This window comes from Prevotella sp. MA2016 (genome assembly GCF_000619825.1).
GTDB lineage: Bacteria > Bacteroidota > Bacteroidia > Bacteroidales > Bacteroidaceae > Prevotella.
Genome location: NZ_JHUW01000008.1, coordinates 37,341 through 61,365, shown reverse-complemented (window position 1 = coordinate 61,365; position 24,025 = coordinate 37,341). Strand labels below are relative to the sequence as shown.

The window sequence follows — 24,025 nt, the reverse complement described above, 5'->3', positions numbered from 1 at the left end:
AAAATGAAACCAACTTTGTTTTTGCTCGCAGCTGGAATGGGAAGCCGTTACGGTGGTTTGAAGCAGCTCGACGGACTGGGCCCCAATGGTGAGACCATCATGGATTATAGTATTTACGATGCCATTCAGGCAGGTTTTGGTAAGATCGTATGGGTTATCCGTAAGGATTTCGAAGAGCAGTTCCGTACACAGATTCTCTCTAAGTATGAGGGTAAGGTGAAGTGCGAGCTCTGTTTCCAGGCGCTCGACGCGCTGCCAGAGGGCTTCAGTGTTCCCGAAGGCCGTCAGAAGCCATGGGGCACCAATCACGCTGTGCTCATGGGTAAGGATGTTATCAAGGAGCCATTCTGCGTGATCAATTGCGACGACTTCTATAATCGTGATGCTTTCATGGTGATTGGTAAGTATCTGGCCAATCTGCCTGAGGGGGCCAAGAATAAGTATGCTATGGTAGGTTTCCGTGTGGGCAATACCCTTTCTGAGAATGGTACTGTGGCTCGTGGCATCTGTTCTAAGAACGAGCAGGGACATCTTACTACTGTAGTTGAGCGTACTGAGATTGTACGTTGTGCTGCTGACGGCTCTAATGCAGGTGCTGCCAGCGAGCCTATCCGTTTCAAGGACGAGGACGGCACATGGACTGAGGTAGCCGACAATACGCCTGTGTCTATGAACATGTGGGGCTTCACACCCGACTATTTCGAGTATAGCGAGGCCTACTTCAAGGAGTTCCTGAGCGATCCAAAGAACATCGAGAACCTCAAGGCCGAGTTCTTTATCCCTCTCATGGTAAATAAGCTGATCAACGATGGTACTGCTACTGTCGAGGTTCTTGATACTACCAGCAAGTGGTTTGGTGTGACTTATGCTGCCGACCGCGATGCTACTGTGGATCGTATCAAGCAGCTCGTTGACGAGGGTGTATATCCTAACAAACTTTTCTAAATGAATATAAACATTTTAGATACAGATCAGCTGGCCCTGATGGACCAGCTGATTTCTAATGCTAATACGGTACTTGTGGTGTGCCATAAGAGTCCCGACGGCGATGCCATTGGTTCATCGCTGGGTTGGGCCGACTATATGCGCCATCGTGGCAAAGATGTTACTGTCATCGTGCCCGATCAGTACCCTGACTTCCTGATGTGGCTGCCCAATACAGATAAGATTGTGCGCTACGACAAGCATCAGGAGAAGTGCGACATGCTCTTCAAGATAGCCGATTTGGTGTTCTGTCTCGACTTCAACACCCCAAGTCGTGTAGATGAGATGGAGCAGGCACTCGTCAGCAGTCCTGCCAAGAAAGTGCTTATCGACCACCACTTGAAGCCCGATGTGCCTGCCCAGTTGGTAGTGTCTCATCCTGATGCTTCCAGCACCTGCGAGCTGGTGTTCCGCATTGTCTATCAGATGGGCGCCTTCCCTCAGCTCGACAAGGCTTTTGCTGCACCCGTCTATTGTGGTATGATGACAGATACAGGCGGCTTTACCTATAACAGCAGCCGACCAGAGATTTATTTCATTATTGGCGAACTGCTCACCAAACATATCGATAAGGACCGCATCTATCGCAACGTCTATCACAATTATTCAGAGAGCCGTATCCGCCTCATGGGCTATGTGATGTATGAGAAACTGGTTTATATGCCCGATTATAACGCAGCTTACTATTCACTGACGCGTGAGGAGTTGAAGCGTTTCAACTATGCCAAGGGTGATGCTGAAGGTTTGGTTAATATCCCCCAGCAGATCAAGGGCCTCAAACTGTCTATTTCGCTGCGCGAGGATACAGAGAAGCCTGTGGTTTGGGTAAGTTTGCGATCAGTTGATGATTTCCCCTGTAACCTGATGGCCGAGGGGTTCTTTAATGGTGGCGGACATCTGAATGCATCTGGCGGAAAGATAGAAGGAACCATCGAAGAGGCGATAGAAATTACCAAAAAGGCAATTTCTGCTTATGAAAACAAGTTAAAGTAGCCTAATATTGTTGGTGTTTACAAAATTATTCGTATTTTTGCACCATCAATCGTTAAAATAGAGATGAAGAAGATACTTTTTATCATGATAGCTTTAGCCGCAGTGCTCAGTAGTTGTAATGACTACGAGACCTACGGCGATAAGAAAGAAAAGGAGCGTACTGCCATTGCCAAGTTTATTGCCGATCGCTCGATTGTTGTTATCAGCGAAGATCAGTTCAACCAGCAGGGCCATACCACCAATGTGAGCCGCAATGAGTATGTGAAGCTCGACAAGAGTGGTGTTTACATGCAGATTGAGCGTGTAGGCTGTGGAAGTGCTTTGCAGGATGGCGAGACCACACGTCTGGTGTGCCGCTTCTCTGAGTATGATATTTTGCAGGATACCGCATCTGTAACCAACAATGATCCGGATATCTATTATAGAGGGAAGTCGGTAGTCACCCTGCCTGATATCGTTCAGATATCACGCACCAGTGGTTCGTTTACCGCCTCTTTCGAGAGTGGTCTGATGCTTCTTGTTAACCAGAGTGCTTCAGTACCTTCAGGTTGGTTAGTTCCGCTTTCTTATATTAAGGTTGGTCGTCCTCAGTCGCTTACCGACGAGTGTGCCAAGGTGCATCTTATTGTGCCTCATTCTCAGGGGCATGCCCGAGCATCTAGCAATGTATCACCTTATTATTATGAGATAACCTATCAGCGCGAATCTTAAAGAGAATTAAATATATGACACTGATTAAATCTATTTCTGGCATCCGCGGTACTATTGGCGGACGCACTGGCGACACGCTTAATCCATTAGACATCGTGAAATTCACTACAGCCTATGCTCAGTTCATTGGTGGCAAAAAGATTGTAGTTGGCCGTGATGGTCGTATTTCTGGCCTGATGGTTCGCAACGTAGTTGTGGGCACACTCATGGGCATGGGTTATGATGTTATAGATATTGGCTATGCCACCACCCCAACCACCGAGTTGGCCGTGCGCATGGCTGGTGCCGATGGTGGTATCATTATTACCGCGTCGCACAACCCCCGACAGTGGAATGCCCTGAAGTTGCTCAATAGCGAGGGCGAGTTTCTTACAGCTGCCGACGGTGCAGAAGTGCTCCGTATGGCCGAGGCTGAAGATTTCAACTATGCCGAAGTTGACAACCTGGGAACCTGTACTGTCGACGATACATTCAACCAGCGACATATCGACTCTGTGCTTGCTCTGAAGCTTGTAGATCGCGAGGCCATTGCCAAGCGCAAGTTCCGTGTTTGTGCCGACACCATCAACTCTGTAGGTGGTATTATCCTGCCCGAGTTGTTTAAGGCGCTGGGTGTTGATTTCGAAATACTTAATGGCGAGTGCACGGGTGACTTTGCTCATAACCCCGAGCCATTGGAGAAGAATCTGCATGGCATCATGGACAAGATGAAGCAAGGTGGTTTCGACCTTGGTATCGTGGTTGATCCTGATGTAGATCGCCTGGCCTTCATCTGCGAGGATGGCACCATGTTTGGCGAGGAGTACACCCTTGTATCAGTAGCCGACTATGTGTTGTCCAACACCCAGCACCTGTCACCCAACACCTTGCTGGCCACAGTCAGCAACCTCTCTTCAACCCGCGCCCTGCGTGATGTTACAGAGAAGCATGGTGGCAAGTACACTGCAGCTGCAGTAGGCGAGGTGAACGTTACTACCAAGATGAAGGAGGTAGGCGCCGTTATTGGTGGCGAAGGCAATGGTGGCGTTATCTATCCTGAGAGCCACTATGGTCGTGATGCACTCGTAGGCATTGCCCTGTTCCTGAGCAGTCTGGCGCAGAAGGGTTGCAAGGTGAGCGAGCTTCGTGCCAGCTTCCCCGACTATCAGATAGCTAAGAATCGCATCGACCTTACGCCTGAAACAGATGTCGACGCCATTTTGGTAAAAGTGAAGGAAATGTTTGCCCAGGACAATAGTGCTGTGGTTAATGATATCGACGGTGTGAAGATCGACTTCCCCGACCGTTGGGTTCACCTGCGCAAGTCTAACACCGAACCAATCATTCGTGTGTATAGCGAAGCCCAGACCATGGAGCAGGCCGACGACCTCGGCAAGCAGCTCATGCAGGTGGTTTATGATATGCAATAGATTTTTTTAAAGTTTTTTTTCATTCATAATGAAGGTGCGTGTGTGTGAACATACGCATCTTTTTTTGGATGAACTCTGACAATGTGTCACACTTTGAGGTTGTGGCACGGTTTTGGCAGATCGTTTGGCAGAAGAAATTAAAGTTTAAAATTAAAAAATAGAAGTATTATGAACATCAAACCATTAGCAGACCGTGTGTTGGTATTGCCAGCACCTGCAGAAGAGAAGATCGGCGGTATTATCATTCCTGACACCGCAAAGGAAAAGCCACTCCACGGAACTATCAAAGCCGTAGGTCAGGGAACCAAGGATGAAACAATGATCCTGAAAGAGGGCGACGAAGTGCTCTATGGTAAATACAGCGGCACCGAGCTCGAGTTTGAAGGAACCAAATATCTGATGATGCGTCAGAGTGACGTACTCGCAGTGATCGAGAAATAGAATTGAAGAATTAAAAAAATTGAAGAATTGAATAATTATGGCAAAAGATATTAAATTCAATATTGACGCTCGCGATGCTATGAAGCAGGGCGTTGACCAGTTGGCAAATGCAGTAAAGGTAACACTTGGTCCTAAGGGCCGCAACGTGGTTATTGAGAAGAAGTTTGGTGCACCTCAGATCACTAAGGACGGTGTGTCTGTAGCTAAGGAGATTGAACTCGAGGATAAGTTCGAGAACACAGGTGCTCAGCTTGTTAAGAGCGTAGCCTCTAAGACTGGCGACGATGCTGGTGATGGTACAACCACAGCTACTATTCTGGCACAGGCCATCGTATCAGAGGGCTTGAAGAACGTTACCGCAGGTGCCAACCCAATGGACCTGAAGCGTGGTATCGACAAGGCTGTGAAGGCCGTAACAGAGCACATCGCTAAGAGCGCTGAGCTGGTTGGCGACAACTACGATAAGATTGAGCAGGTAGCTACTGTATCTGCCAACAACGATAAGGAGATTGGTGAACTGCTGGCCGAGGCCATGCGCAAGGTTAGCAAGGACGGTGTAATCACCATCGAGGAGAGCAAGAGCCGCGATACTCATATCGGTGTGGTAGAGGGTATGCAGTTCGACCGTGGTTACCTGTCGGCCTACTTCATCACCGACTCAGAGAAGCTGGAGTGTGTGATGGAGAATCCATACATCCTGATTTACGACAAGAAGATTTCTAATATCAAGGACCTGCTGCCTATCCTGCAGCCAGCAGCCGAGAGCGGACGCCCCATCATGATTATTGCTGAGGATGTTGACTCTGAGGCACTTACCACACTGGTAGTAAACCGTCTGCGTGGTGGTTTGAAGATCTGCGCTGTCAAGGCTCCTGGCTTCGGCGATCGTCGTAAGGCTATGCTCGAGGATATCGCTACACTTACTGGTGGCGTAGTTATCAGCGAGGAGAAGGGCTTGAAGCTTGAGCAGGCTACACTGGAGATGCTGGGTACTTGCGATAAGGTAACCGTATCAAAGGACAACACTACTATCGTGAATGGTGCTGGCGAGAAGCAGGCCATCCAGGATCGTATCGCTCAGATCAAGAAGGAGATCGAGAATACCACAAGTTCATACGATAAGGAGAAGTTGCAGGAGCGTCTGGCCAAGTTGGCTGGTGGCGTCGCAGTGCTCTACGTAGGTGCTAACTCAGAGGTAGAGATGAAGGAGAAGAAGGATCGTGTTGACGACGCTCTCTGCGCTACCCGTGCTGCCATCGAGGAAGGTGTTGTAGCAGGTGGTGGTACTACCTACATCCGCGCTCAGGAGGCCCTGAAGGATGTGAAGGGCGACAATGCCGACGAGCAGACAGGTATCAACATCATCTGCCGTGCCATTGAGGAGCCACTTCGCCAGATCGTTACCAATGCTGGTGGCGAGGGCGCTGTAGTGGTTCAGAAGGTTCGCGAGGGTAAGGGCGACTTCGGTTACAATGCCCGTCTCGACAAGTACGAGGATCTGCGCGAGGCAGGTGTTATCGACCCAGCCAAGGTGGCTCGTGTAGCTCTGGAGAATGCAGCCTCTATCGCAGGCATGTTCCTCACCACCGAGTGCATCATCTGCGACAAGCCCGAGAAGGAGCCCGCTATGCCAATGGGCGGCGCACCAGGCATGGGTGGCATGATGTAATTTTGTAAACTTAGCATAACAAATTAGGGGATGGATTCTGCAGTCCGTCCCCTTTTTTTGTTATTTTATCCAAAAAATAGCGTTTTAGGGCCCAAAACTTTTTGGGGTTACATAAAAACACGCTAATTTTGCAAACGCAAATAATAATTTTTTTGATTTGTTTTAGTAGATTAGTTTTTAAGTAGTTTGTTTTTAAGAGACCGGGTGTCGTGATGACAGCCGGTTTTTTTTGTTATTTTTCGTTTATTTGTTGGCGGTAAGAAAAAAAGTTGCTATCTTTGCAGTCAGTTACGTAACCAATAAATACTGTTTATGAAGCAATTTCTGAAAATGACATTGGCCACTATCTGTGGTATTGTTATCCTCAGTCTGATTTCCGGACTGTTCTTCGTTATTTCTTTGGTAGGAATGGTAGCCAGCGATTCGGCTCCAACCAAGGTGAAAGAAAACTCAGTTTTCGTGCTTAAGCTCGATGGTTCTATCGATGAGCGTTCAGAAGAGGGAACACCGTTCGACGACATGCTTGGTTTGGGTGATACGGGCTCTATGGGCCTCGACGCGCTTGTTTCCAGCATCCGTAAGGCCAAGGAGAATGCCGATATCAAGGGTATCTATATCGAGGGTGGTACAGCCGGTTTCGACAGTCCAGCCACTGCCCAGCAGTTGCGCGATGCCCTGAAGGACTTCAAGACCAGTGGTAAGTGGATTGTGGCCTATGCCAGCCAGTATTCTCAGGCTTCATATTACGTGGCTACCGTTGCTGATAAGGTTTACCTGAATGGTCAGGGTGCGCTCGACCTGCGTGGTTTGGGTGGCAACGGATTGTATTACAAGGGACTGTACGACAAGCTTGGCATCAAGTATATGGCGGCCAAGGTTGGTAAATATAAGAGTTATGTGGAGAGCGACACGCAGACAGGTATGAGCGAATATGACCGCGAGCAGCGCCAGGTTTACCTGGGCGGCATCTGGAAGTACTGGCTCAAGGAGATGGCCGAGAGCCGCAAGATAAAAGCCGACGACCTGAATCAGCTGGTGAACGACAGTCTGCTGGCATTCGCCGCTACCGACGACCTGTTGAAGGCCAAACTGATCGATAAGGTGCTCTTCCCTGAGGAGATTAAGGCCGAGATCAAGAGCCGCCTGAAGCTGGGCAAGAACGACGAGGTGCCCCAGCTCACCCTCTCAGATATGATCAACGTCAAGTCGGAGAAAAAAGAGACTGGCGAAAAGATTGCCGTGTATTATGCCTATGGCAGCATTGTGGATAACCCAGCCGAGAACTTGCTCAACGGCGGTGGTCATGCTATCGTTGGTAAGACCGTGGCCGACGATCTGCGCAAGCTGGCCGACGATGATGATGTGAAGGCCGTTGTGTTCCGTGTCAACTCTGGTGGTGGTAGCGCTGTGGCTTCCGAGCAGATTCGCCATGCCATCAATCTTGTCAAGGCCAAGAAGCCTGTAGTAGTGTCGATGGGTGGTGCTGCTGCCTCTGGTGGCTACTGGATCAGCTCATCTGCCAACTATATCTTTGCCGAGCCCACTACCATCACAGGTAGTATCGGCATCTTCGGTCTGATTCCAAACTACAGCGGTCTGGTTACCGATAAGCTGGGTGTCACCATGGATGGCGTGAAGACCAACACCTATTCTGGTTATGAGTACGACCTCGTGCTCGGCAAGAATCCTGAGGATATCATGCACCATCTGCAGAACTACATCAATCGCGGCTATCAGGACTTCCTGAACGTCGTAGCTCAGGGTCGCGGCATCAAGCCCGAGCAGGTCAACGAGATTGCTCAGGGCCGTGTATGGCTGGCCAGCGATGCTATCGGAATCAAACTGGTTGACAAGCTGGGTAGCTTAGACGATGCCGTGAAGAAGGCAGCCGAGTTGGCTAAGGTCAAGGAGTATCATACAGCCACTTATCCCACTGAGCCAGGCTGGCTTGAGAAGCTGATGTCGAATGACAGCAAGGGTTCATACCTCGATGCTCAGATTCGCGACTTGCTAGGCGATGCCTATCAGCCCCTCATGCAGATTCGTGCCGATATCAAGAATAACAGCCGCATCCAGGCTCGCATGCTCGACGACATCAGAGTGAAGTAGTAATCCATCAAAATGCGATAGGTTTTGGAAGGCGATTTCATCACAATCAATAAGAAACTGTTGGCCCTGAGCTGGTTCTACGGCTTGGGTGTTGGCATTAGGAACATGCTCTTCGAGATGGGTATCTTGAAGAGCCGCTCCTTCTCTGTCCCTGTCATATCTGTGGGCAATATCACCGTAGGTGGTACGGGCAAGACGCCCCATGTAGAGTATTTGATTCGCCTGCTGAAAGATCAGTTTAATGTGGCAGTGCTCAGTCGCGGCTATAAGCGCAAGAGCAGTGGGTTTGTACTCTCCGATAAAGACACCCCGATGCCCATGATTGGCGATGAGCCTTATCAGATGAAGCAGAAGTTTCCTGATGTGGCTGTGGCTGTGGATAGGAAGCGTACCCGTGGCATTAGCAATCTGATAGCTGCCGATAATGGTTTGGACGTAGATGTGATACTGCTCGACGATGCCTTCCAGCACCGTTACGTCAAGCCTGGCATCAATATCCTGCTGGTCGACTATCATCGCCTGGTCATCTATGATCGCCTGTTGCCCGCAGGCCGTTTGCGCGAGCCAGTCAGAGCCAAAGACCGGGCCGACATTGTGATTATCACCAAGTGCCCAAGGGATCTCAAGCCTATGGAGTTTCGTGTTGTCACCAAGGCCATGAAGCTCTTCCCCTATCAGCAGCTGTTCTTCTCTACCTTAGAGTATAATAAGCCCGAGGCCGTATTCAAGGATTTGGAGAATATGGAGAATATCCAGAGCCTTGATGCCCTTGCGGGCAAGAACATCCTGGTTCTCACGGGTATTGCCTCGCCCCAGCAACTCATGCACGATCTGCAGGAGTACAACTCGCAGATTACGCCGCTCACCTTTGGCGATCATCACAATTTCAAGCGTAAGGATGTAGAGACCATCAACGACACCTTTGCACAAATGCCTGAGCCCAAGCTGATACTCACCACCGAGAAAGATGCTACCCGCCTGATGGTTGTCGAGGGGCTGAGCGACGAGGTGAAGCACCATCTCTATGCGCTTCCGCTGCGTATTGCCATCATGCAAGACCAACAAGAAGAATTTAATCAAAAAATAAGAGGATATGTACACAAAAATTCAAGAAACAGCATCCTGGTTAAAGGAAAGAATGACCACCAGTCCGCAGACGGCAATAGTGCTGGGGACAGGCCTCGGACAATTAGCTTCCGAAATCACTGATATACTCGAGTTCCCCTATCAAGAGATACCTAATTTCCCTGTGTCAACCGTTGAGGGCCACAAGGGTAAGCTTATCTTTGGTAAGTTGGGTGGCGTAGATATCATGGCCATGCAGGGCCGTTTCCACTTCTACGAGGGCTATTCCATGAAGGACGTCACCTTTCCTGTTCGCGTGATGTACGAGCTGGGCATCAAAACCCTTTTCGTGTCGAATGCAGCAGGCGGTATGAACCCCGATTTCAAGATTGGCGACCTGATGATTATCACCGATCATATCAACTTCTTCCCTGAGCATCCGTTGCGCGGCAAGAACTTCCCCACAGGTCCACGCTTCCCAGATATGCACGAGACCTACGACCACAATCTCATCGCTGAGGCCGACAGCATAGCCAAGGATTTTGATATCCCCGTTCAGCATGGTGTGTATGTAGGTGTGCAGGGCCCCACCTTCGAGACCCCAGCTGAGTATCGTATGTATCGCGTATTTGGTGGAGATGCAGTAGGCATGTCAACAGTGCCTGAGGTGATCGTAGCCCACCATTGCGGCATCAAGACATTCGGCATCTCAGTCATCACCGATCTGGGAGGTTTCGATGTCCCAGTAGAGGTGAGCCATGAGGAAGTTCAGGAGGCAGCCAACTCAGCACAGCCCAAGATGACCGCCATCATGCGCGAGATGATTATCCGTGCCGAGCGCATCAAGGCACATAATGAAGACAAGTTTAATACCGATCACCCCACAGAAGGATGGAAATAGCAAAATTAGGAGAATTTGGTCTTATCGACCGTCTTACAAAAGATATAGAGATGAAGAATGCCAGCACCAAGAAAGGTGTTGGCGACGATTGCGCCGTGCTGAGCTATCCTGACAAGGAAGTGCTTGTCACCACCGATATGCTGATGGAGGGCGTACATTTCGACCTTACTTATATAGACCTCAAGCACCTCGGCTATAAGTCGGCCATGGTGAATATCAGCGATGTGTTTGCCATGAACGGCACGCCCCGCCAGATGACCGTTTCGCTGGCCATCAGCAAGCGCTTCACCGTCGAGGATATCGAGACCTTCTACAGCGGATTGCGCCTGGCATGCGAGAAGTGGGGTGTAGATGTGATTGGTGGCGACACCACCTCGTCTTACACCGGCTTGGCCATCAGCATCACCTGTATTGGCGAGGCCCGCAAGGAAGATATTGTTTACCGCAGTGGTGCCAAGGATACCGACCTGGTGTGCGTCAGTGGCGACTTGGGTGCAGCCTATATGGGATTGCAGCTCCTTGAGCGCGAAAAGAGCGTCTATTACCAGCAGGTCAACGATATCCAGCAGAAGATAGCCCAGGCCAAGGCCGCAGGCGACAACGCTCAGATCTCAACACTCAACGCTCAACTCTCTACCATCGCTCAGCCCGACTTCAGTGGCAAGGAGTATCTCCTGCAGCGTCAGTTGCAAACCGAGGCCCGTGGCGACATCATTCAGAAGTTGCGCGAGGCAGGCATCCGTCCCACAGCCATGATGGACGTCAGCGACGGTCTCTCTAGCGAGCTCATGCATATCTGCAAGCAGAGTGGGGTAGGCTGCCGCATCTATGAGAAGAATATTCCTATCGACTACCAGACCGCAGTGATGGCCGAAGAGATGAACATGAATGTCACCACTTGCGCCCTGAATGGCGGCGAAGATTACGAATTGCTTTTCACCGTTCCCATCGGCGATCACGAGAAGATTGAGCAGATCGAGGGCGTAAAGCTCATAGGTCATATCACTGATGCAAAATTCGGTCAGGTGCTCGTAACTCGTGATAATCAGGAGTTTACGCTCAAAGCCCAGGGATGGAACCCTTTGGCATAGAAAAATAATATGTTAAAAGGTGTTTAAAAGTTTGGCGGGTTCGGAAAATAGTCGTACCTTTGCACCCGCAAAACAACGAAAGGATGTTTGCAAAACGAAATTGAAATGTTGGTGCCTTAGCTCAGTTGGTAGAGCATCGGACTGAAAATCCGTGTGTCCCCGGTTCGATTCCTGGAGGTACCACTCCTCCTTTCATTAGCCCGGTCTTGCAGTAATGCAGCCGGGTTTTTTCGTATTTATACATTATAATGTTCAATGTTTAATGTTTAATATTCAATATTTAATGTAGCATGGCAATAGTAATTGGTATCGATGTAGGTATTTCGACAACAAAGATTGTTGGAATCAAGAATGGCAAGGTGTCGGCCCCTATTAGTATCACCGCTGCCGACCCTATCACTTCATTGTTTGGTGCCTTTGGCAAGTATTTGCACGACAACGACATCGATCTGCAGGATGTAGAGCAGGTGATGCTTACGGGCGTAGGCTCAGCCTATATCGATCAGCCCATCTATGGTCTGCCCACAGCCAAAAGTCAGGAGTTTGTGGCCGATGGTTTGGGAGCTCGTTTCGAGTCAAAGCTCGACCACACCATTGTGGTGTCGATGGGCACAGGTACCTCCTTTGTCAAGTGCGATGGCGATGAGATGCGTCATATCGGCGGTATCGGAGTTGGTGGCGGCACGCTGGCAGGCTTGGCCCGCATCATGCTCAACACCAGCGATATCAAGCAGGTGGCCACGATGGCCAAGCACGGCAATATCCGCAATATCGACCTTACCATTGGCGATATCAGTGCCGTTCCAGTGCCAGGACTCACCATGGACACCACTGCCAGCAACTTTGCCAATGCCCAGAGCGACGCCTCAAAGGAGGATATTGCAGCCGGACTCATTCACATGGTGCTGCAGTCTATAGGCTCAGCCGCGTGGCTCGCCTCGTTAGGCAGCGATATACGCGATTTCGTGCTCATAGGCAACCTCTCGCTGCTTCCCCAGTGTAAGGAGGTGTTCCCGGCCCTGGAAACGCTCTATAACATCCGTTTTCACATCCCCAAGTATTCGCAGTACTGCACCGCCATTGGTGCCGCCCTCGATTATACCACCAATAAAAAGAAATAGGTTAGCCGTTCGCTAACCTATTTCATTTTGCGCACACGTCGCTGGAACATCTTGCTGAGTATCCATAACTAATCATCAATCAGTACTTGCGCCCGGGGCAGTCAACTTGTCAATAATGAGAAAGTCAACTGAATTCGTACGGAAAGTCATGGCAAAAATGTAGAGATTGTCATGATTGTCACGATTGTCAATTGTCATTAAGCAGTTTCACCACGCAATTTAGTAATAGAATTAATATATTATATATAATATATTAATTTTATATTACTATCTACCCATCTCAACTTCAAACCCTTAATGACAATCATGACAATGACAATCATGACAACCCCTCGTAAGACTTTTAACAATTCATTAACAAATGAAATTCTGAAATATGACAAAACTTTCGTACCTTTGCCCCCAAACTTTAATGTTTTATAGTATGGACAAGACGAAAATTAACGAGACACTGCGCAGGAATGTGGCGCTGCTCTCAAAACAATCAGATAGGGAATTGGGCATGATGCCTGCTACAATAGCCCCGCTGCCATCGGTAGAGTGCGTGAAGCGCATCGTGACGCTGGTGAAGAGCATTATCTTTCCTGATTATTTTGAAAAACGACAGCCCGACGAGGCTATACGCGCCTACCATATAGGTGTGTGGATGGAGGAGCTGACCACACTGCTGACGAAACAGATAGCGCACGGACTGCAGTTTTGCGAGGACTGCGAGGCCAACAGCACCAAGGCGCAGGTGTATGCTGTAGCTGAGGAAAAAGCACTGGCTTTCATAGATGCGCTGCCCGAGATAAAGCGACTGCTCTATACGGACATACAGGCGATGTTTGATAACGACCCTGCGGCACCAAACTTTGGTGAGGTGATATTCTGCTACCCATCGATGAACACGATGACGCACTACCGCATAGCGCATAAGCTGCACCAGTTGCAGGTGCCTGTGATACCACGTATCATCACGGAGCAGGCGCACTCTAAGACGGGTATCGACATCCACCCGGGTGCCAGCATCGGCGAGTATTTTGCCATCGACCACGGTACGGGTGTGGTGATTGGTGAGACGGCTATCATCGGCAACCATGTGACGCTGTATCAGGGTGTGACGCTGGGTGCCAAGAGTTTTAAGTATGATGAGAATGGCAACATGCTGAACATACCGCGACACCCCATACTGGAGGACCACGTGACGGTATATTCGAATGCTTCGATACTGGGACGTATCACCATCGGGCACGACTCGGTGATTGGTGGTAACATCTGGGTGACGCACAGTGTGCCGCCGCATTCGCGCATCCAGCAGAGCAAAGCGGTGGACGTGGCGTTCCAAGACGGAGCGGGGATTTAATTTTTTTTCTCTTTTTTAGGCACGGATTAACACGGCTCTTTTTATAAAAAGGAACACGGCCTTAGTTGTAATGCTAAAGCCGTGTTTTTAATTTGTTAAAGCCGCGTTAATCCGTGCCCCAAAAACAATCACTCGTCTGCTTTCTTCTTTCCGAATTCGGGGTCAATCTTGAGTAGGTGGGAGACGATGTAGGTCATCGCGCAGCACACTACTACTATGATGAAGAACACACGATAGCCTACTGCCTCTTGCAGGGCACCGGCGAAGAGGCCTGGAATCATCATCGACAGGGCCATGAAAGCAGTGCACAGCGCATAGTGCGCCGTCTTGTGCTCGCCCTGGCTATAATATATAAGGTAGAGCATATAGGCTGAGAATCCGAAGCCATAACCAAACTGCTCAAGGAAAATGCAGATGTTGATGATCAACAGGCTGGAAGGTAAACTGCATGAGAGATAGACATAAACCAGATCGGGGATGGTGATAGCCATCACCATGGGCCAGAGCCAGCGCTTCAGTCCGTCGCGACTGGCAGCGATACCGCCTAGAATGCCGCCTAGCGTGAGGCCGATGACACCCACGGTGCCCTGAACCATACCAAACTCAACATCGCTCAGACCCAGTCCGCCGTTCTTCACGCTATCCACAAGGAACAGTGCCGACACCTTGGCCAGTAGGCCCTCTGGCATGCGATAGAACAGCATGAAGCAGATGCCCACCCACACTTGGGGTTTGTGGAAGAAGGTGACCAGCGTGTTCCAGAACTCGCCAACGATATCCTTGGCCGTTTTCTGTATGCGATGGGTGTCTTCGCTAGGGCGGGGCAGGGCCCAGCTATGGTAGAGCCACAGGGCGATGAACAGTCCGGCTATGAGATAGAACACCAGGCTCCAGGCATAGGCGATGCTGCGCGTGAGCACCTGCAGGACGCCCGCCAAGCCCACCAGCAGTCCGGATGAGAAGATGGTGGCTATGCGATAGAAGGTGGAGCGGATGCCCACAAAGTAGGCCTGCTCGTGCTGGTCGAGTCCGAGCATGTAGAATCCGTCGGCAGCGATGTCGTGTGTGGCGCTGGAGAATGCCAGCAGCCAGAAGAATGCCAGCGACCCTTGCAGCCACAGCGGACCGGGAATGGTGAACGCCACACCTGCCAACGCTGCAGCGATGAGTATCTGCATGGTGAGAATCCACCAGCGCTTGGTGCGCAGCATATCAACAAACGGGCTCCACAGGGGCTTGATGACCCAAGGCAGATAGAGCCATGAGGTGTAGAGGGTGATGTCGGTATTCGACAAGCCAAGGCGCTTGTAGATAATGACTGAGATGGTCATCACGGCTACATAGGGCACGCCCTCGGCAAAATAGAGTGTGGGCACCCAAGCCCACGGGGAACGGCGGTTATTCATATTTAAATTGATAATTGACAATTGATAATTTAATTAATCATAAAGTTGCTTGATGTTGGCGCCACGATAATAGAATAGCAGTATATCATCGTAAGTATGGCCTTGTTCGCCCATCACGGCAGCGCCTATCTGGCACAGACCTACGCCATGGCCCCAGCCTTTTCCCTTCAGGGTGAAACCGTCAGCTGTCTTCTCCACTTCGAATGCCGAAGAGTAGAGATGGCTCTCGCTCAGGGCGCGGCGAATCTCAAGTTCCTTGCCGATGGTGAACGTCTTCTTGGTGCCTACTATCTTCAGTTTCCAGATGCGTCCGCTCTTGCCGCGCTCCACGGGAATCAGGTCGGTGATGGTGCCGAAGTCGTCCTTCAGCTTGCGGTTCACCAGCTCCGACAGCTCGCTCTGGGTATAGGTAACCTCCCAATGATAGAAGTCGGGGGTCTCCTGGTCGAAGTCGTTGAGCACCTGCGACAGGATATGCTTGTCGCTGGTGTTGCAGTATGGGTCGTGGAACGACACGAGATAGGGCTTCGGCATGTCTTCCCAACAGTACTGGAACTCCTCAGTCTGTCCGCCACAGCATTTCGAGAAGCGGGCGTCGCAAATCTCATCGTCGTACATCAGCACCTGGCCGCGTGTTTCGCTGATGGCCTCTTCCACATGGGTGTTGTTGGCGCGGGTGATGCCCTGATAGCGCTGGCAGTGGTCGTCGGCACACACATCAAAGATGGTGTGGTCTTCGCGGTCGTACCAGCGGATAAACTCATGGTCGCTCTTGGTGAACGAGAAGAAGTTGTCGCCACCGCTCTCGTGCTGTTTGCGCTTCTCTATCTGTGCCAGCAGCCATGAACGCGAGATGACGGCATGAGCCTTCAGAAACTCTAAGCTAGAGGTTGAGCTCATCTCGCTCGAGATAACGCTGGTGAGGTATTTCTCTACAGGCAGCTCGTTGATGGCCACTATCTTGTCGGCCTCTACCACAATGCGCAGCGTGCCCTCGAAGGTCTGCGTCTCCTTGCGCTCCCAGTGGAAGTTCACGCCGATAGTAACATCGTTGAGTGAGAACGAGGCGCCCTCGGCATGCGGCGTGAAGGTGAGATTACGATACTGGGTGCCGCGCCACAGGATGCCACCCTCGCTGAACTCTACCACCTGCTGACCTGTGATCACCTCGCCTTTGGCCACATAGGGCTTGTTGAGACTGAATGAGATCTTCTTGCCGCTCACGATACCTACGGTGACGTTGGGCTCTTTTTTCATTGAACTTTGAGCATTGAGCATTGAACTTTGCTCTTTTACTTGCAGTTTGTCGATGACCTGCTGCAGGTCGGCGGGGCTCATTGACACCTCGTTCAGGATGCCTAACGCTATCTCTGGTGTGATGCGCTCGAAATCCTCTTTGCGTGGGGTGATGATGAAGCCTGCCATGTCCAGAGCGCCTGGCGAGATGATAAACTGCTGGCAGTCATCCTTGTAATAGCAGTCGGGGCGATGCTTTTCGCGCGGGAACACTACTGAATAATAGTCGGTATCGTGTCGCCAGCTCACGATGTTGAGCATGGGCTCGGGCTCGCCCTCCTTGATGGGCAGGGCCTCATACAGGCGGCGGAACAGCTGTTCGTCGCCATACTCCGACTTGCTATGGATGAGCAGGGCGGGGCAGGGATATTCCTCGATGAGCGAGATGCTCTCTTCACTGTTCAGACTGACGATAGGCTTCAGGTTGCGCGACAGACGGCCCCATGATCTCTGTAGGGGCAATATGCCTGATGTGCCTCCCTGGAAGTGGGCATGGTCAGGAGCCGAGGCGCCACACTTCGGACCGTTATAGAACACCATCATCTGCGGATATTCTGCGAGCAGCTTATGTATCTCGCTGTAAGCATCGCGAATAAGTTGCGGCTCATGCTTGACCGAGGGGATGGTGAAGTGGATGGGCAGGATAGGATAGGGGTTGACCAGCAGGTCGTACTGCCCGTCGATCGACTTCTTGACTTGTTCCTTCGGACGATTCTGCTCGCAGAGAAAACAGGGGCGCTCGGCCAGTGTCTGCTTGTCGATTTTAGCACCAGTAGATACGATGCGGGCTGGGTTCCACTGCACCTGCATGGTGGAAGTGCCAACCGACAGTTCGCGCGTCTTCACGTTGCGCAGGTCCTGATAGCGGCGGCGGGCATCGTCCCATTTCTCCAGCTGGCGGTTGAAGAAGCGCATCAGTGGCGAATCATTGATGAGGGTCTGCTTGCCTTGCAGCAGTTGCTGGCGCGCCATGATCTCAAGCGAGCGCAACTGGTCTTTATACAGGTTGTTGGCATTCACCTTCTCGATAGACAGGGCAGCATCGCTGTTGCCACCCCAGCGGCGGCACAGATAGAGCTCGCTGAAGATACGGCCTATGCGGTAGTGACGCGAAAAGATGAGTCCTAGGGCATAGTCCTCGCCGTAAGAGGTGTTGGGGAATCCCACCTGGCGCAGCAGGGGCGTGAAGAAGGCGCGTGGTGCGCCCAGACCATTGATGCGCAGGGCATTGTTAGGTCCGTTCTCGTCGGTCCATTCTGCATGGTCGATGAGTCCTGGTGGCAGGGTGTTCAGATCAAAGTCGCACATGCGGTATGAGCCAATCACCATGGCTGCATTCTGCTTGTAGAAGGTATCTACAATCTGTTGCAGCGTCTTGGGCGACGAATAGAGGTCGTCGCTGTCCAGTTGTACGGCAAATCGGCCGCAGCGGTCGTCGTGGATAGCCACATTCCAGCATCCGCCTATGCCCAGGTCGTAGCGCTCGGGTATGATATGTATCAGTCGCTCGTCGTGGAAACCGTTCAGCAGCTCTGTAGTCTTGTCGGTTGAGTGGTTGTCCACCACGATGACGTTATATTTGAATTTCGTTTTCTGACTGAGTGCGCTGTTCACAGCATCGCAGATGGTTTTTTCGCGATTATATACAGGTATGATGACCGATGCCTCGACGTCGAACTCCTGTTCGTTGAAGTCAGGAAGGCGATAGAAGGTGGGGTCGATTTTGGCACCGATGGCAGCCAGGTGGGCTGTGGCGGCGTGCTCCATCTCTATCTGTACATCGCGGTTGCGCGGGTTGACATAGTCGAACTGCTTCTCGCCCGAGGCGCGCGTGTCCGTTTCCTGCTCAGTATAAAGCTTCTCGTTGATATGGAAGATGTTGCCTTGGCGGCTCAAATATAAGCGCAGGGCGTAAACGGCTGCATATTGATATGAAGGCTCGCAGGCCTGCTGCGCAAAGCGGTGAAGCAGATGCGTCTTTACCAGGATGAGCGAACCCAGATCAAAGTCGTCGCGGATGCTACCTATCTGGTGGTCGATCACGGGGTGGGGCTGCAGTTTTCCGTCGATCAGGTCGTAGTGGTCGGCATAGATCATGCCGGCATCTGAGTCGGAAGCGATGCGCAGCATGCGGTCGAGTGTGCCCTTGGGCATCTGTATCTGTCGTGGACGGATCTGCAACAGGGCATAATCGGCTTTGGCATGCTGGGCAATAGCCGTCAGCGTTTTACTACTTGTTAAATCGGAAACCACAATCTGTTCACAATCACTCAGCGTCTCGTCGTTGGTTTCAAGAGGCTGGTTCACCAGCAAACAAATATGTTGAATAGTCTTGCTCCCCTTGATTTGCGCTACTACATCGTGTGCTGTTTCAAGGTCGCTGCAAGGCAGAAAGCAGTCAATTTTTTCTCTCATTATGTGTAATTAGTGATTTAATCAAGCGCAAAATTCGTAATATTTTCCGAGAAAACCAAATAATTTGGGGAAATTTTTCTAACTTTGCACCCAAAAAGTAAATATGTACGACGAAAAAAAGGTGTTGTTAGGTATGCAACCTGGCGAATTGCAGCAAGTGGTGGCCGAACTGGGGATGCCCAAGTTTACAGCCTCGCAGATAGCCAAGTGGCTCTATCAGCAGCATGCTGGTAGCATAGCCGATATGACCAATCTCTCGAAGGCCAACCGTGAAAAGTTGGCCGAGCGGTATGAGGTTGGGGCCATGGCGCCTATTGATTGCCAGCGTTCGGTGGATGGAACCATCAAGTATCTCTTCCCCGTGCGCACTCAAAACCCATCATCCATCACCCATTTTGTTGAAACGGTGTATATACCAGATGGCGACCGTGCCACGCTGTGTGTATCGTGCCAGGTGGGATGCAAGATGAACTGCCTGTTCTGTCAGACAGGAAAACAGGGTTTTGAGGGAAGCCTGACGGCTGCCGACATATTGAATCAGATATATTCGCTGCCCGAGCGCGACACACTGACCAATATCGTGTTTATGGGTCAGGGCGAGCCGATGGACAATCTGGACGCAATCCTGCAGGCCACCCAGGTGCTTACTGCCGACTGGGGCTATGCCTGGAGTCCGCGCCGCATCACGGTGTCGAGTGTAGGTGTGAAGAATAAGCTGAAGCGATTCCTGGATGAGAGTGAGTGCCATGTGGCCATCTCTATGCACTCGCCGCTGCCCGAACAGCGCAAGATGCTGATGCCTGCCGAGAAGCAGATGTCGATCGTAGAGGTGGTGGAGCTGCTGAAGCAGTACGACTTCTCGCACCAGCGCCGTTGCTCGTTCGAGTATATCTGCTTTGCAGGTCTGAACGATACCACTATGCATGCCCGCGAAATAGTGAAGCTGGTGAAGGGACTGGACTGCCGTGTGAACCTGATACGATTCCACGAGATTCCTGATGTGGACCTGCCTGGTGCCGACGAGAAGCGCATGGAAGCCTTACGCGACTATCTGACGGCGCATGGGGTGTTTACCACCATCCGGGCCAGTCGCGGACAGGATATCTTTGCCGCTTGCGGACTGTTATCCACCGCAAAAATTGAAGAGTTGAAAAATTGAAGAGTTGAAGAATTGAAGAAATGAAATATGGACAATAAGAAAATACGTGTGGCCATTACGCATGGCGATACCAATGGCATTGGTTATGAGGTGATTCTTCGTGCTTTCGAAGACCCCATGATGCTGGATATGTGTACACCTATCATCTATGGTTCATCAAAAGTAGCTGCTGTGCATCGTAAGGCTATGGAGATAGAAATTCAGTATAACATCATCAATGATGCTGCTGAAGCCAGGGATGGACGTGTGAACCTGCTGGCAGTGACTGACGACGATGTGAAGGTGGAGTTCGGACAGTCCACTGATGAGTCGGCCAATGCTGCCCGTGCAGCCATGCAGCGCGCCAAGGAGGATATGCAGAAGCATCTCTACGATGTGCTGGTGTTAGGCCCCGTAGTGTCGAACGCCAACCCGAATCGTGAAGACAAGTCGCTCACCATCATGCTGGGCGACCGCGTGCGTATCGCGCTTCTCACCACCCATCTGCCTGCCAGTGAGGCTGCCAAGACCATTACCACAGAAAAAATCGTAGAGAAAGGCGTGATATTCTTTAAGAGCCTGAAGCGCGATTTCCGTGTGAACAATCCGCGCATCGCCGTGCTGGCACTCAATGCGCAGGCAGGCGCAGAGGAGGAACAGGTGATAGTGCCTGCCATCGAAGAGCTGGAGAAGCAGAACGTGCAGGCCTTCGGGCCTTATGCTGCCGAGGAATTCTTTGCCAACAACCAGTATGAGCAGTTTGATGGTGTGCTGGCCATGTACGACGAGCAGGGCACGAAGCCATTCAACGCCCTCTCTGCCGATTATGGCGTGCGTCTGAAGGCTGGCATCTCAGCCGTCTGCACCACTACCGTTCATGGTCCTGAGTTCGAGATTGCAGGCAAGGGTGTGGCCGATGCTGCCTCGTTGCGCCATGCCATCTATACAGCCGTGGATATGTGTCGCCATCGTCAGGAGTATGATGAACCATTGGCTAACCCACTGCCAAAACTCTATCACGAGAAGCGTGAGGATGGCGACAAGGCTCGCTTCCAGATGCCTCGTGCCAAAGATATCTTTAAGTAAACTTTAATAATGAATAAAAAATACCAGAACGGTTTCTTCCTGTTCGGCATTCTGGTGCTTATCATCATGGCCTCGCAGCTTGACTTCGGTCAGGCTTGGCAGGGCATACAGCATGCGGGCTACTGGTTCGTGGCTGTGCTCATGCTGTGGGCGTTCCTCTATATGATGAACACCGCTTCGTGGTATCTGATTATCAATACCATCGGCAACGAGCAGAACGTGTGCCGCAAGTGCAAGGTGAACTTCTGGTGGCTCTATAAGATCACCATCTCGGCTTTTGCACTCAACTATGCCACGCCGGGCGGACTGATGGGAGGCGAGCCTTATCGCATCATGTCGCTCTCGCCTAAGGTGGGCACGCAGCGTGCTTCATCGTCGGTCATCCTCTATGTGATGACGCATATCTATAGCCACTTCTGGTTCTGGCTGCTCAGCGTACCTCTTTATATTATCACGCAGAAGATGACGCCGCTCACCTACGTGCTGCTGCCTGTCATCGCTGGTTTGGCATCGCTGGCCATCTGGTTCTTTTTGCGTGGCTATAAGCGGGGCATCGCCATGACGGGTATGACCATCCTGAGCCACTTCCCCATGGTGAAGAAGTGGGCAGGCCCCTTCATTGAGCGCAACCGTGAAAAACTGTCGGAGGTTGACGAGCAGATAGCTGCCCTGCACAATCTGAACCCGCTCACATTTAAATTGGCTGTGGTTCTGGAGCTGTTGTGCCGCTTGTTCTCTACTTTAGAGATCTACTTCATCCTGCTTGTCATCATGCCTGGGGTGACTATACCGCAGTGCATACTGATATACGCTTTTACCACGCTGTTTGCTAATATGCTGTTCTTTATGCCGCTGCAGTTAGGTGGCCGCGAGGGCGGTTTCCTGATGAGCACCGAGGGCTTGAGCATGACAGCCAATGCCGGTATCTTTGTGGCACTGCTGGTGCGCCTGCGCGAGCTTATTTGGACGGCTATCGGATTGCTGTTGATTAAGTTGGACAAGAAAGAAAAGTAATAAGCGTTAAAAATCTGCCAAAATTGCAGATGTTTCAGAAAAAATATGTAATTTTGTCAGCTCAATGAAGACAACAGAACTTCAAAACATCAAACAGCGGTACAATATCGTCGGCAATTGCGACGCTTTGAACCACGTGCTCGACGTAGCCTTGCAGGTTGCGCCTACCGACCTCAGTGTGCTCATTGTGGGCGAGAGTGGTGTGGGTAAGGAGATCATCCCAAGGGTGATTCACGACAACTCGCCACGACGCCGAGAGAAGTACTTTGCCATTAACTGTGGTTCTATCCCCGAGGGCACCATCGACTCAGAACTCTTCGGACATGTGAAGGGTTCATATACGGGTGCCATCAACGACTCGCCTGGATATTTTGGTGTGGCTAACAAGGGAACGCTCTTCCTCGACGAGGTGGGCGAGCTACCTCTGGCCACTCAGGCCCGCTTGCTGCGTGTGCTTGAAACGGGTGAGTATATACCTGTGGGAGGCACTGAGATTCGCAAAACCGATGTGCGTATTGTGGCTGCTACTAATGTGAATATACGTCTGGCCATCAGCGAGGGGCGCTTCCGCGAAGACCTCTACTACCGACTCAACTCGATACCCATCCAGATGCCCCCTCTGCGCGAGCGTGGCGAGGATATTATCCTGTTGTTTCGATTGTTTGCCCTGCAGATGGCCGAGAAATATAAGATGGACCGCGTGGTGCTCGATGAGGGCGCCAAGCAGTTGCTGATGCACTATAAGTGGCCAGGCAACGTGCGACAGCTGAAGAATATCACTGAGCAGATCAGTGTGCTCTCGCCTGAGCGTACCATCACAGCGCAGGTGCTCAGCCAGTTTATCCCCCAGGATCACGAAACCACACAGTTGGCTACCATCCATCGCGAGGGTAGTGGCGACCACAGTTTCGAGAACGAGCGCGAAATACTGTATAAGATTCTGTTTGAGTTGCGTGGCAATGTGAACGACATGCGCCGCGAGATGAGTGCTCTCAAGAAGCAGCTGGCCGACGTGCAGACCACCAAGCCTGCCGCCATCGACCCCCTGCCCGCTGTGGCATCACCCCTGCCCACAGTGGCTTCTCCACTCTCAACACTCAACACTCAACCCTCAACAGTAGAGGATGCCATCGCCGAGGAGTATATTGAGCCTGAGAAGGAACTGGAGAGCCTGAATCTGAACGACCTGGGGCGACAGATGTTAGAGAAAGCCCTGGAGCGCAATCATGGCAACCGCAAGAAGGCAGCTCAGGAACTGGGCATTAGTGACCGAACCCTTTATCGTAGATTGAAGCAGTATGGCTTGGACCAGTAAGTATATCAAAACAGCTGTTGTTGCTCTGGCAGCAACCATCATCAGCGCCTGCACCGTTAGCTATAAGTTTAATGGTGCCAGTATCGACTACTCGCAGACTAAGACCATCACGATTGCTGATTTCCCTATCCGCAGTAGCTATGTGTGGGGACCTATGGGCCCCATGTTCAATAATCAGCTGAAGGATCAGTTTGCCAATCACACGCGCCTGGAGCAGGTGAAGCGTAATGGCGACCTGAAAATTGAGGGTGAGATTACACGATATGAGCAGCGCAATAAGGCTGTGAGTGCCGAGGGCTATTCGGCTATGACCGAGCTTTCGATGACAGTGAATGTAAGGTTTACGAATAATAAGAACCATAAAGAGGATTTCGAGCAGCAGTTTACTGCTACACAGAGTTATGAAACTACACAGTCGCTTAACGCCGTGCAGGAGGAACTTGTGACACAGATGGTGAAGGACCTCTGCGACCAGATCTTCAACCGTACAGTGGCTAACTGGTAACCTAAATAGAG

19 protein-coding genes and 1 tRNA gene are annotated in these 24,025 nt (G+C 51.1%); 18 read left to right on the top strand and 2 right to left on the bottom strand.

Annotated elements, in window-relative coordinates; all coding sequences use genetic code 11:
• The first annotated feature begins 3 nt into the window (after positions 1-3).
• From T360_RS0104570 to T360_RS0104505, 13 genes are all read left to right on the top strand, one after another.
• The gene (locus tag T360_RS0104570) at positions 4-945 is read left to right on the top strand and encodes a nucleotidyltransferase (RefSeq protein ID WP_028911731.1); all 942 of its coding nucleotides are present in this window, start codon (positions 4-6) and stop codon (positions 943-945) included.
• Entirely contained in the window at positions 946-1,977 is a 1,032-nt protein-coding gene (locus T360_RS0104565; RefSeq protein WP_028911730.1) for a bifunctional oligoribonuclease/PAP phosphatase NrnA, read from the top strand.
• A 63-nt stretch (positions 1,978-2,040) separates the two neighbouring features.
• Positions 2,041-2,688 (top strand): DUF4827 domain-containing protein, encoded by a 648-nt coding sequence (locus T360_RS0104560; protein ID WP_028911729.1) that lies wholly within the window; start codon positions 2,041-2,043, stop codon positions 2,686-2,688.
• A 14-nt stretch (positions 2,689-2,702) separates the two neighbouring features.
• Positions 2,703-4,097: a phosphoglucosamine mutase gene (glmM, locus tag T360_RS0104555; protein ID WP_028911728.1), complete on the top strand. Its 1,395-nt coding sequence runs from the start codon at positions 2,703-2,705 to the stop codon at positions 4,095-4,097.
• A gap of 168 nt (positions 4,098-4,265) precedes the next feature.
• Positions 4,266-4,538, top strand: a complete 273-nt coding sequence (locus T360_RS0104545; RefSeq protein WP_028911727.1) for a co-chaperone GroES — start codon at positions 4,266-4,268, stop codon at positions 4,536-4,538.
• Between the two features lie 37 nt (positions 4,539-4,575).
• Positions 4,576-6,207, top strand: coding sequence for a chaperonin GroEL (gene groL, locus T360_RS0104540; RefSeq protein ID WP_028911726.1), 1,632 nt, complete (start codon positions 4,576-4,578; stop codon positions 6,205-6,207).
• Between the two features lie 312 nt (positions 6,208-6,519).
• The gene (sppA, locus tag T360_RS0104535; RefSeq protein ID WP_028911725.1) at positions 6,520-8,316 is read left to right on the top strand and encodes a signal peptide peptidase SppA; all 1,797 of its coding nucleotides are present in this window, start codon (positions 6,520-6,522) and stop codon (positions 8,314-8,316) included.
• 24 nt (positions 8,317-8,340) lie between these two features.
• Positions 8,341-9,525 carry a tetraacyldisaccharide 4'-kinase gene (gene lpxK / locus T360_RS15950; protein WP_028911724.1) on the top strand — a complete coding sequence of 395 codons (1,185 nt, stop codon included), beginning with the start codon at positions 8,341-8,343 and terminating at the stop codon, positions 9,523-9,525.
• The gene (locus T360_RS14655; protein WP_051523365.1) at positions 9,410-10,282 is read left to right on the top strand and encodes a purine-nucleoside phosphorylase; all 873 of its coding nucleotides are present in this window, start codon (positions 9,410-9,412) and stop codon (positions 10,280-10,282) included. Before lpxK ends, T360_RS14655 begins: the two co-directional genes overlap by 116 nt.
• Positions 10,273-11,373, top strand: coding sequence for a thiamine-phosphate kinase (thiL, locus tag T360_RS0104520; RefSeq protein WP_028911723.1), 1,101 nt, complete (start codon positions 10,273-10,275; stop codon positions 11,371-11,373). The genes T360_RS14655 and thiL overlap by 10 nt, the downstream gene beginning before the upstream one ends.
• A 110-nt stretch (positions 11,374-11,483) precedes the next feature.
• Positions 11,484-11,556: transfer RNA gene (locus T360_RS0104515), tRNA-Phe, on the top strand.
• 107 nt (positions 11,557-11,663) lie between these two features.
• Positions 11,664-12,494 carry a type II pantothenate kinase gene (gene coaW / locus T360_RS0104510; RefSeq protein ID WP_028911722.1) on the top strand — a complete coding sequence of 277 codons (831 nt, stop codon included), beginning with the start codon at positions 11,664-11,666 and terminating at the stop codon, positions 12,492-12,494.
• Between the two features lie 424 nt (positions 12,495-12,918).
• Positions 12,919-13,839, top strand: a complete 921-nt coding sequence (locus tag T360_RS0104505; RefSeq protein ID WP_028911721.1) for a serine O-acetyltransferase — start codon at positions 12,919-12,921, stop codon at positions 13,837-13,839.
• 128 nt (positions 13,840-13,967) lie between these two features.
• On the opposite strand, the gene T360_RS0104500 is transcribed toward T360_RS0104505, so the two are convergent.
• Together T360_RS0104500 and T360_RS15945 are read right to left on the bottom strand one after the other, a co-directional pair.
• On the bottom strand, positions 13,968-15,245 hold the full coding sequence (locus T360_RS0104500) for an MFS transporter (RefSeq protein ID WP_028911720.1): 1,278 nt from the start codon (positions 15,243-15,245) through the stop codon (positions 13,968-13,970).
• Between the two features lie 33 nt (positions 15,246-15,278).
• Positions 15,279-18,956, bottom strand: coding sequence for a DUF4922 domain-containing protein (locus T360_RS15945; protein WP_081772690.1), 3,678 nt, complete (start codon positions 18,954-18,956; stop codon positions 15,279-15,281).
• A gap of 103 nt (positions 18,957-19,059) precedes the next feature.
• On the opposite strand from T360_RS15945, the gene rlmN reads away from it, so the two are divergent.
• The 5 genes from rlmN (at position 19,060) to lptE (ending at position 24,014) form a co-directional block, all read left to right on the top strand.
• Entirely contained in the window at positions 19,060-20,115 is a 1,056-nt protein-coding gene (gene rlmN, locus T360_RS0104490; protein WP_028911719.1) for a 23S rRNA (adenine(2503)-C(2))-methyltransferase RlmN, read from the top strand.
• Between the two features lie 27 nt (positions 20,116-20,142).
• Positions 20,143-21,180 (top strand): PdxA family protein, encoded by a 1,038-nt coding sequence (locus T360_RS0104485; RefSeq protein ID WP_028911718.1) that lies wholly within the window; start codon positions 20,143-20,145, stop codon positions 21,178-21,180.
• 9 nt (positions 21,181-21,189) lie between these two features.
• Positions 21,190-22,194, top strand: a complete 1,005-nt coding sequence (locus T360_RS0104480) for a lysylphosphatidylglycerol synthase transmembrane domain-containing protein (protein WP_028911717.1) — start codon at positions 21,190-21,192, stop codon at positions 22,192-22,194.
• A 64-nt stretch (positions 22,195-22,258) separates the two neighbouring features.
• Entirely contained in the window at positions 22,259-23,509 is a 1,251-nt protein-coding gene (locus T360_RS0104475) for a sigma-54 dependent transcriptional regulator (protein WP_028911716.1), read from the top strand.
• Positions 23,493-24,014, top strand: coding sequence for an LptE family protein (lptE, locus tag T360_RS0104470; RefSeq protein WP_028911715.1), 522 nt, complete (start codon positions 23,493-23,495; stop codon positions 24,012-24,014). Before T360_RS0104475 ends, lptE begins: the two co-directional genes overlap by 17 nt.
• The last annotated feature ends 11 nt before the right edge of the window (positions 24,015-24,025 follow it).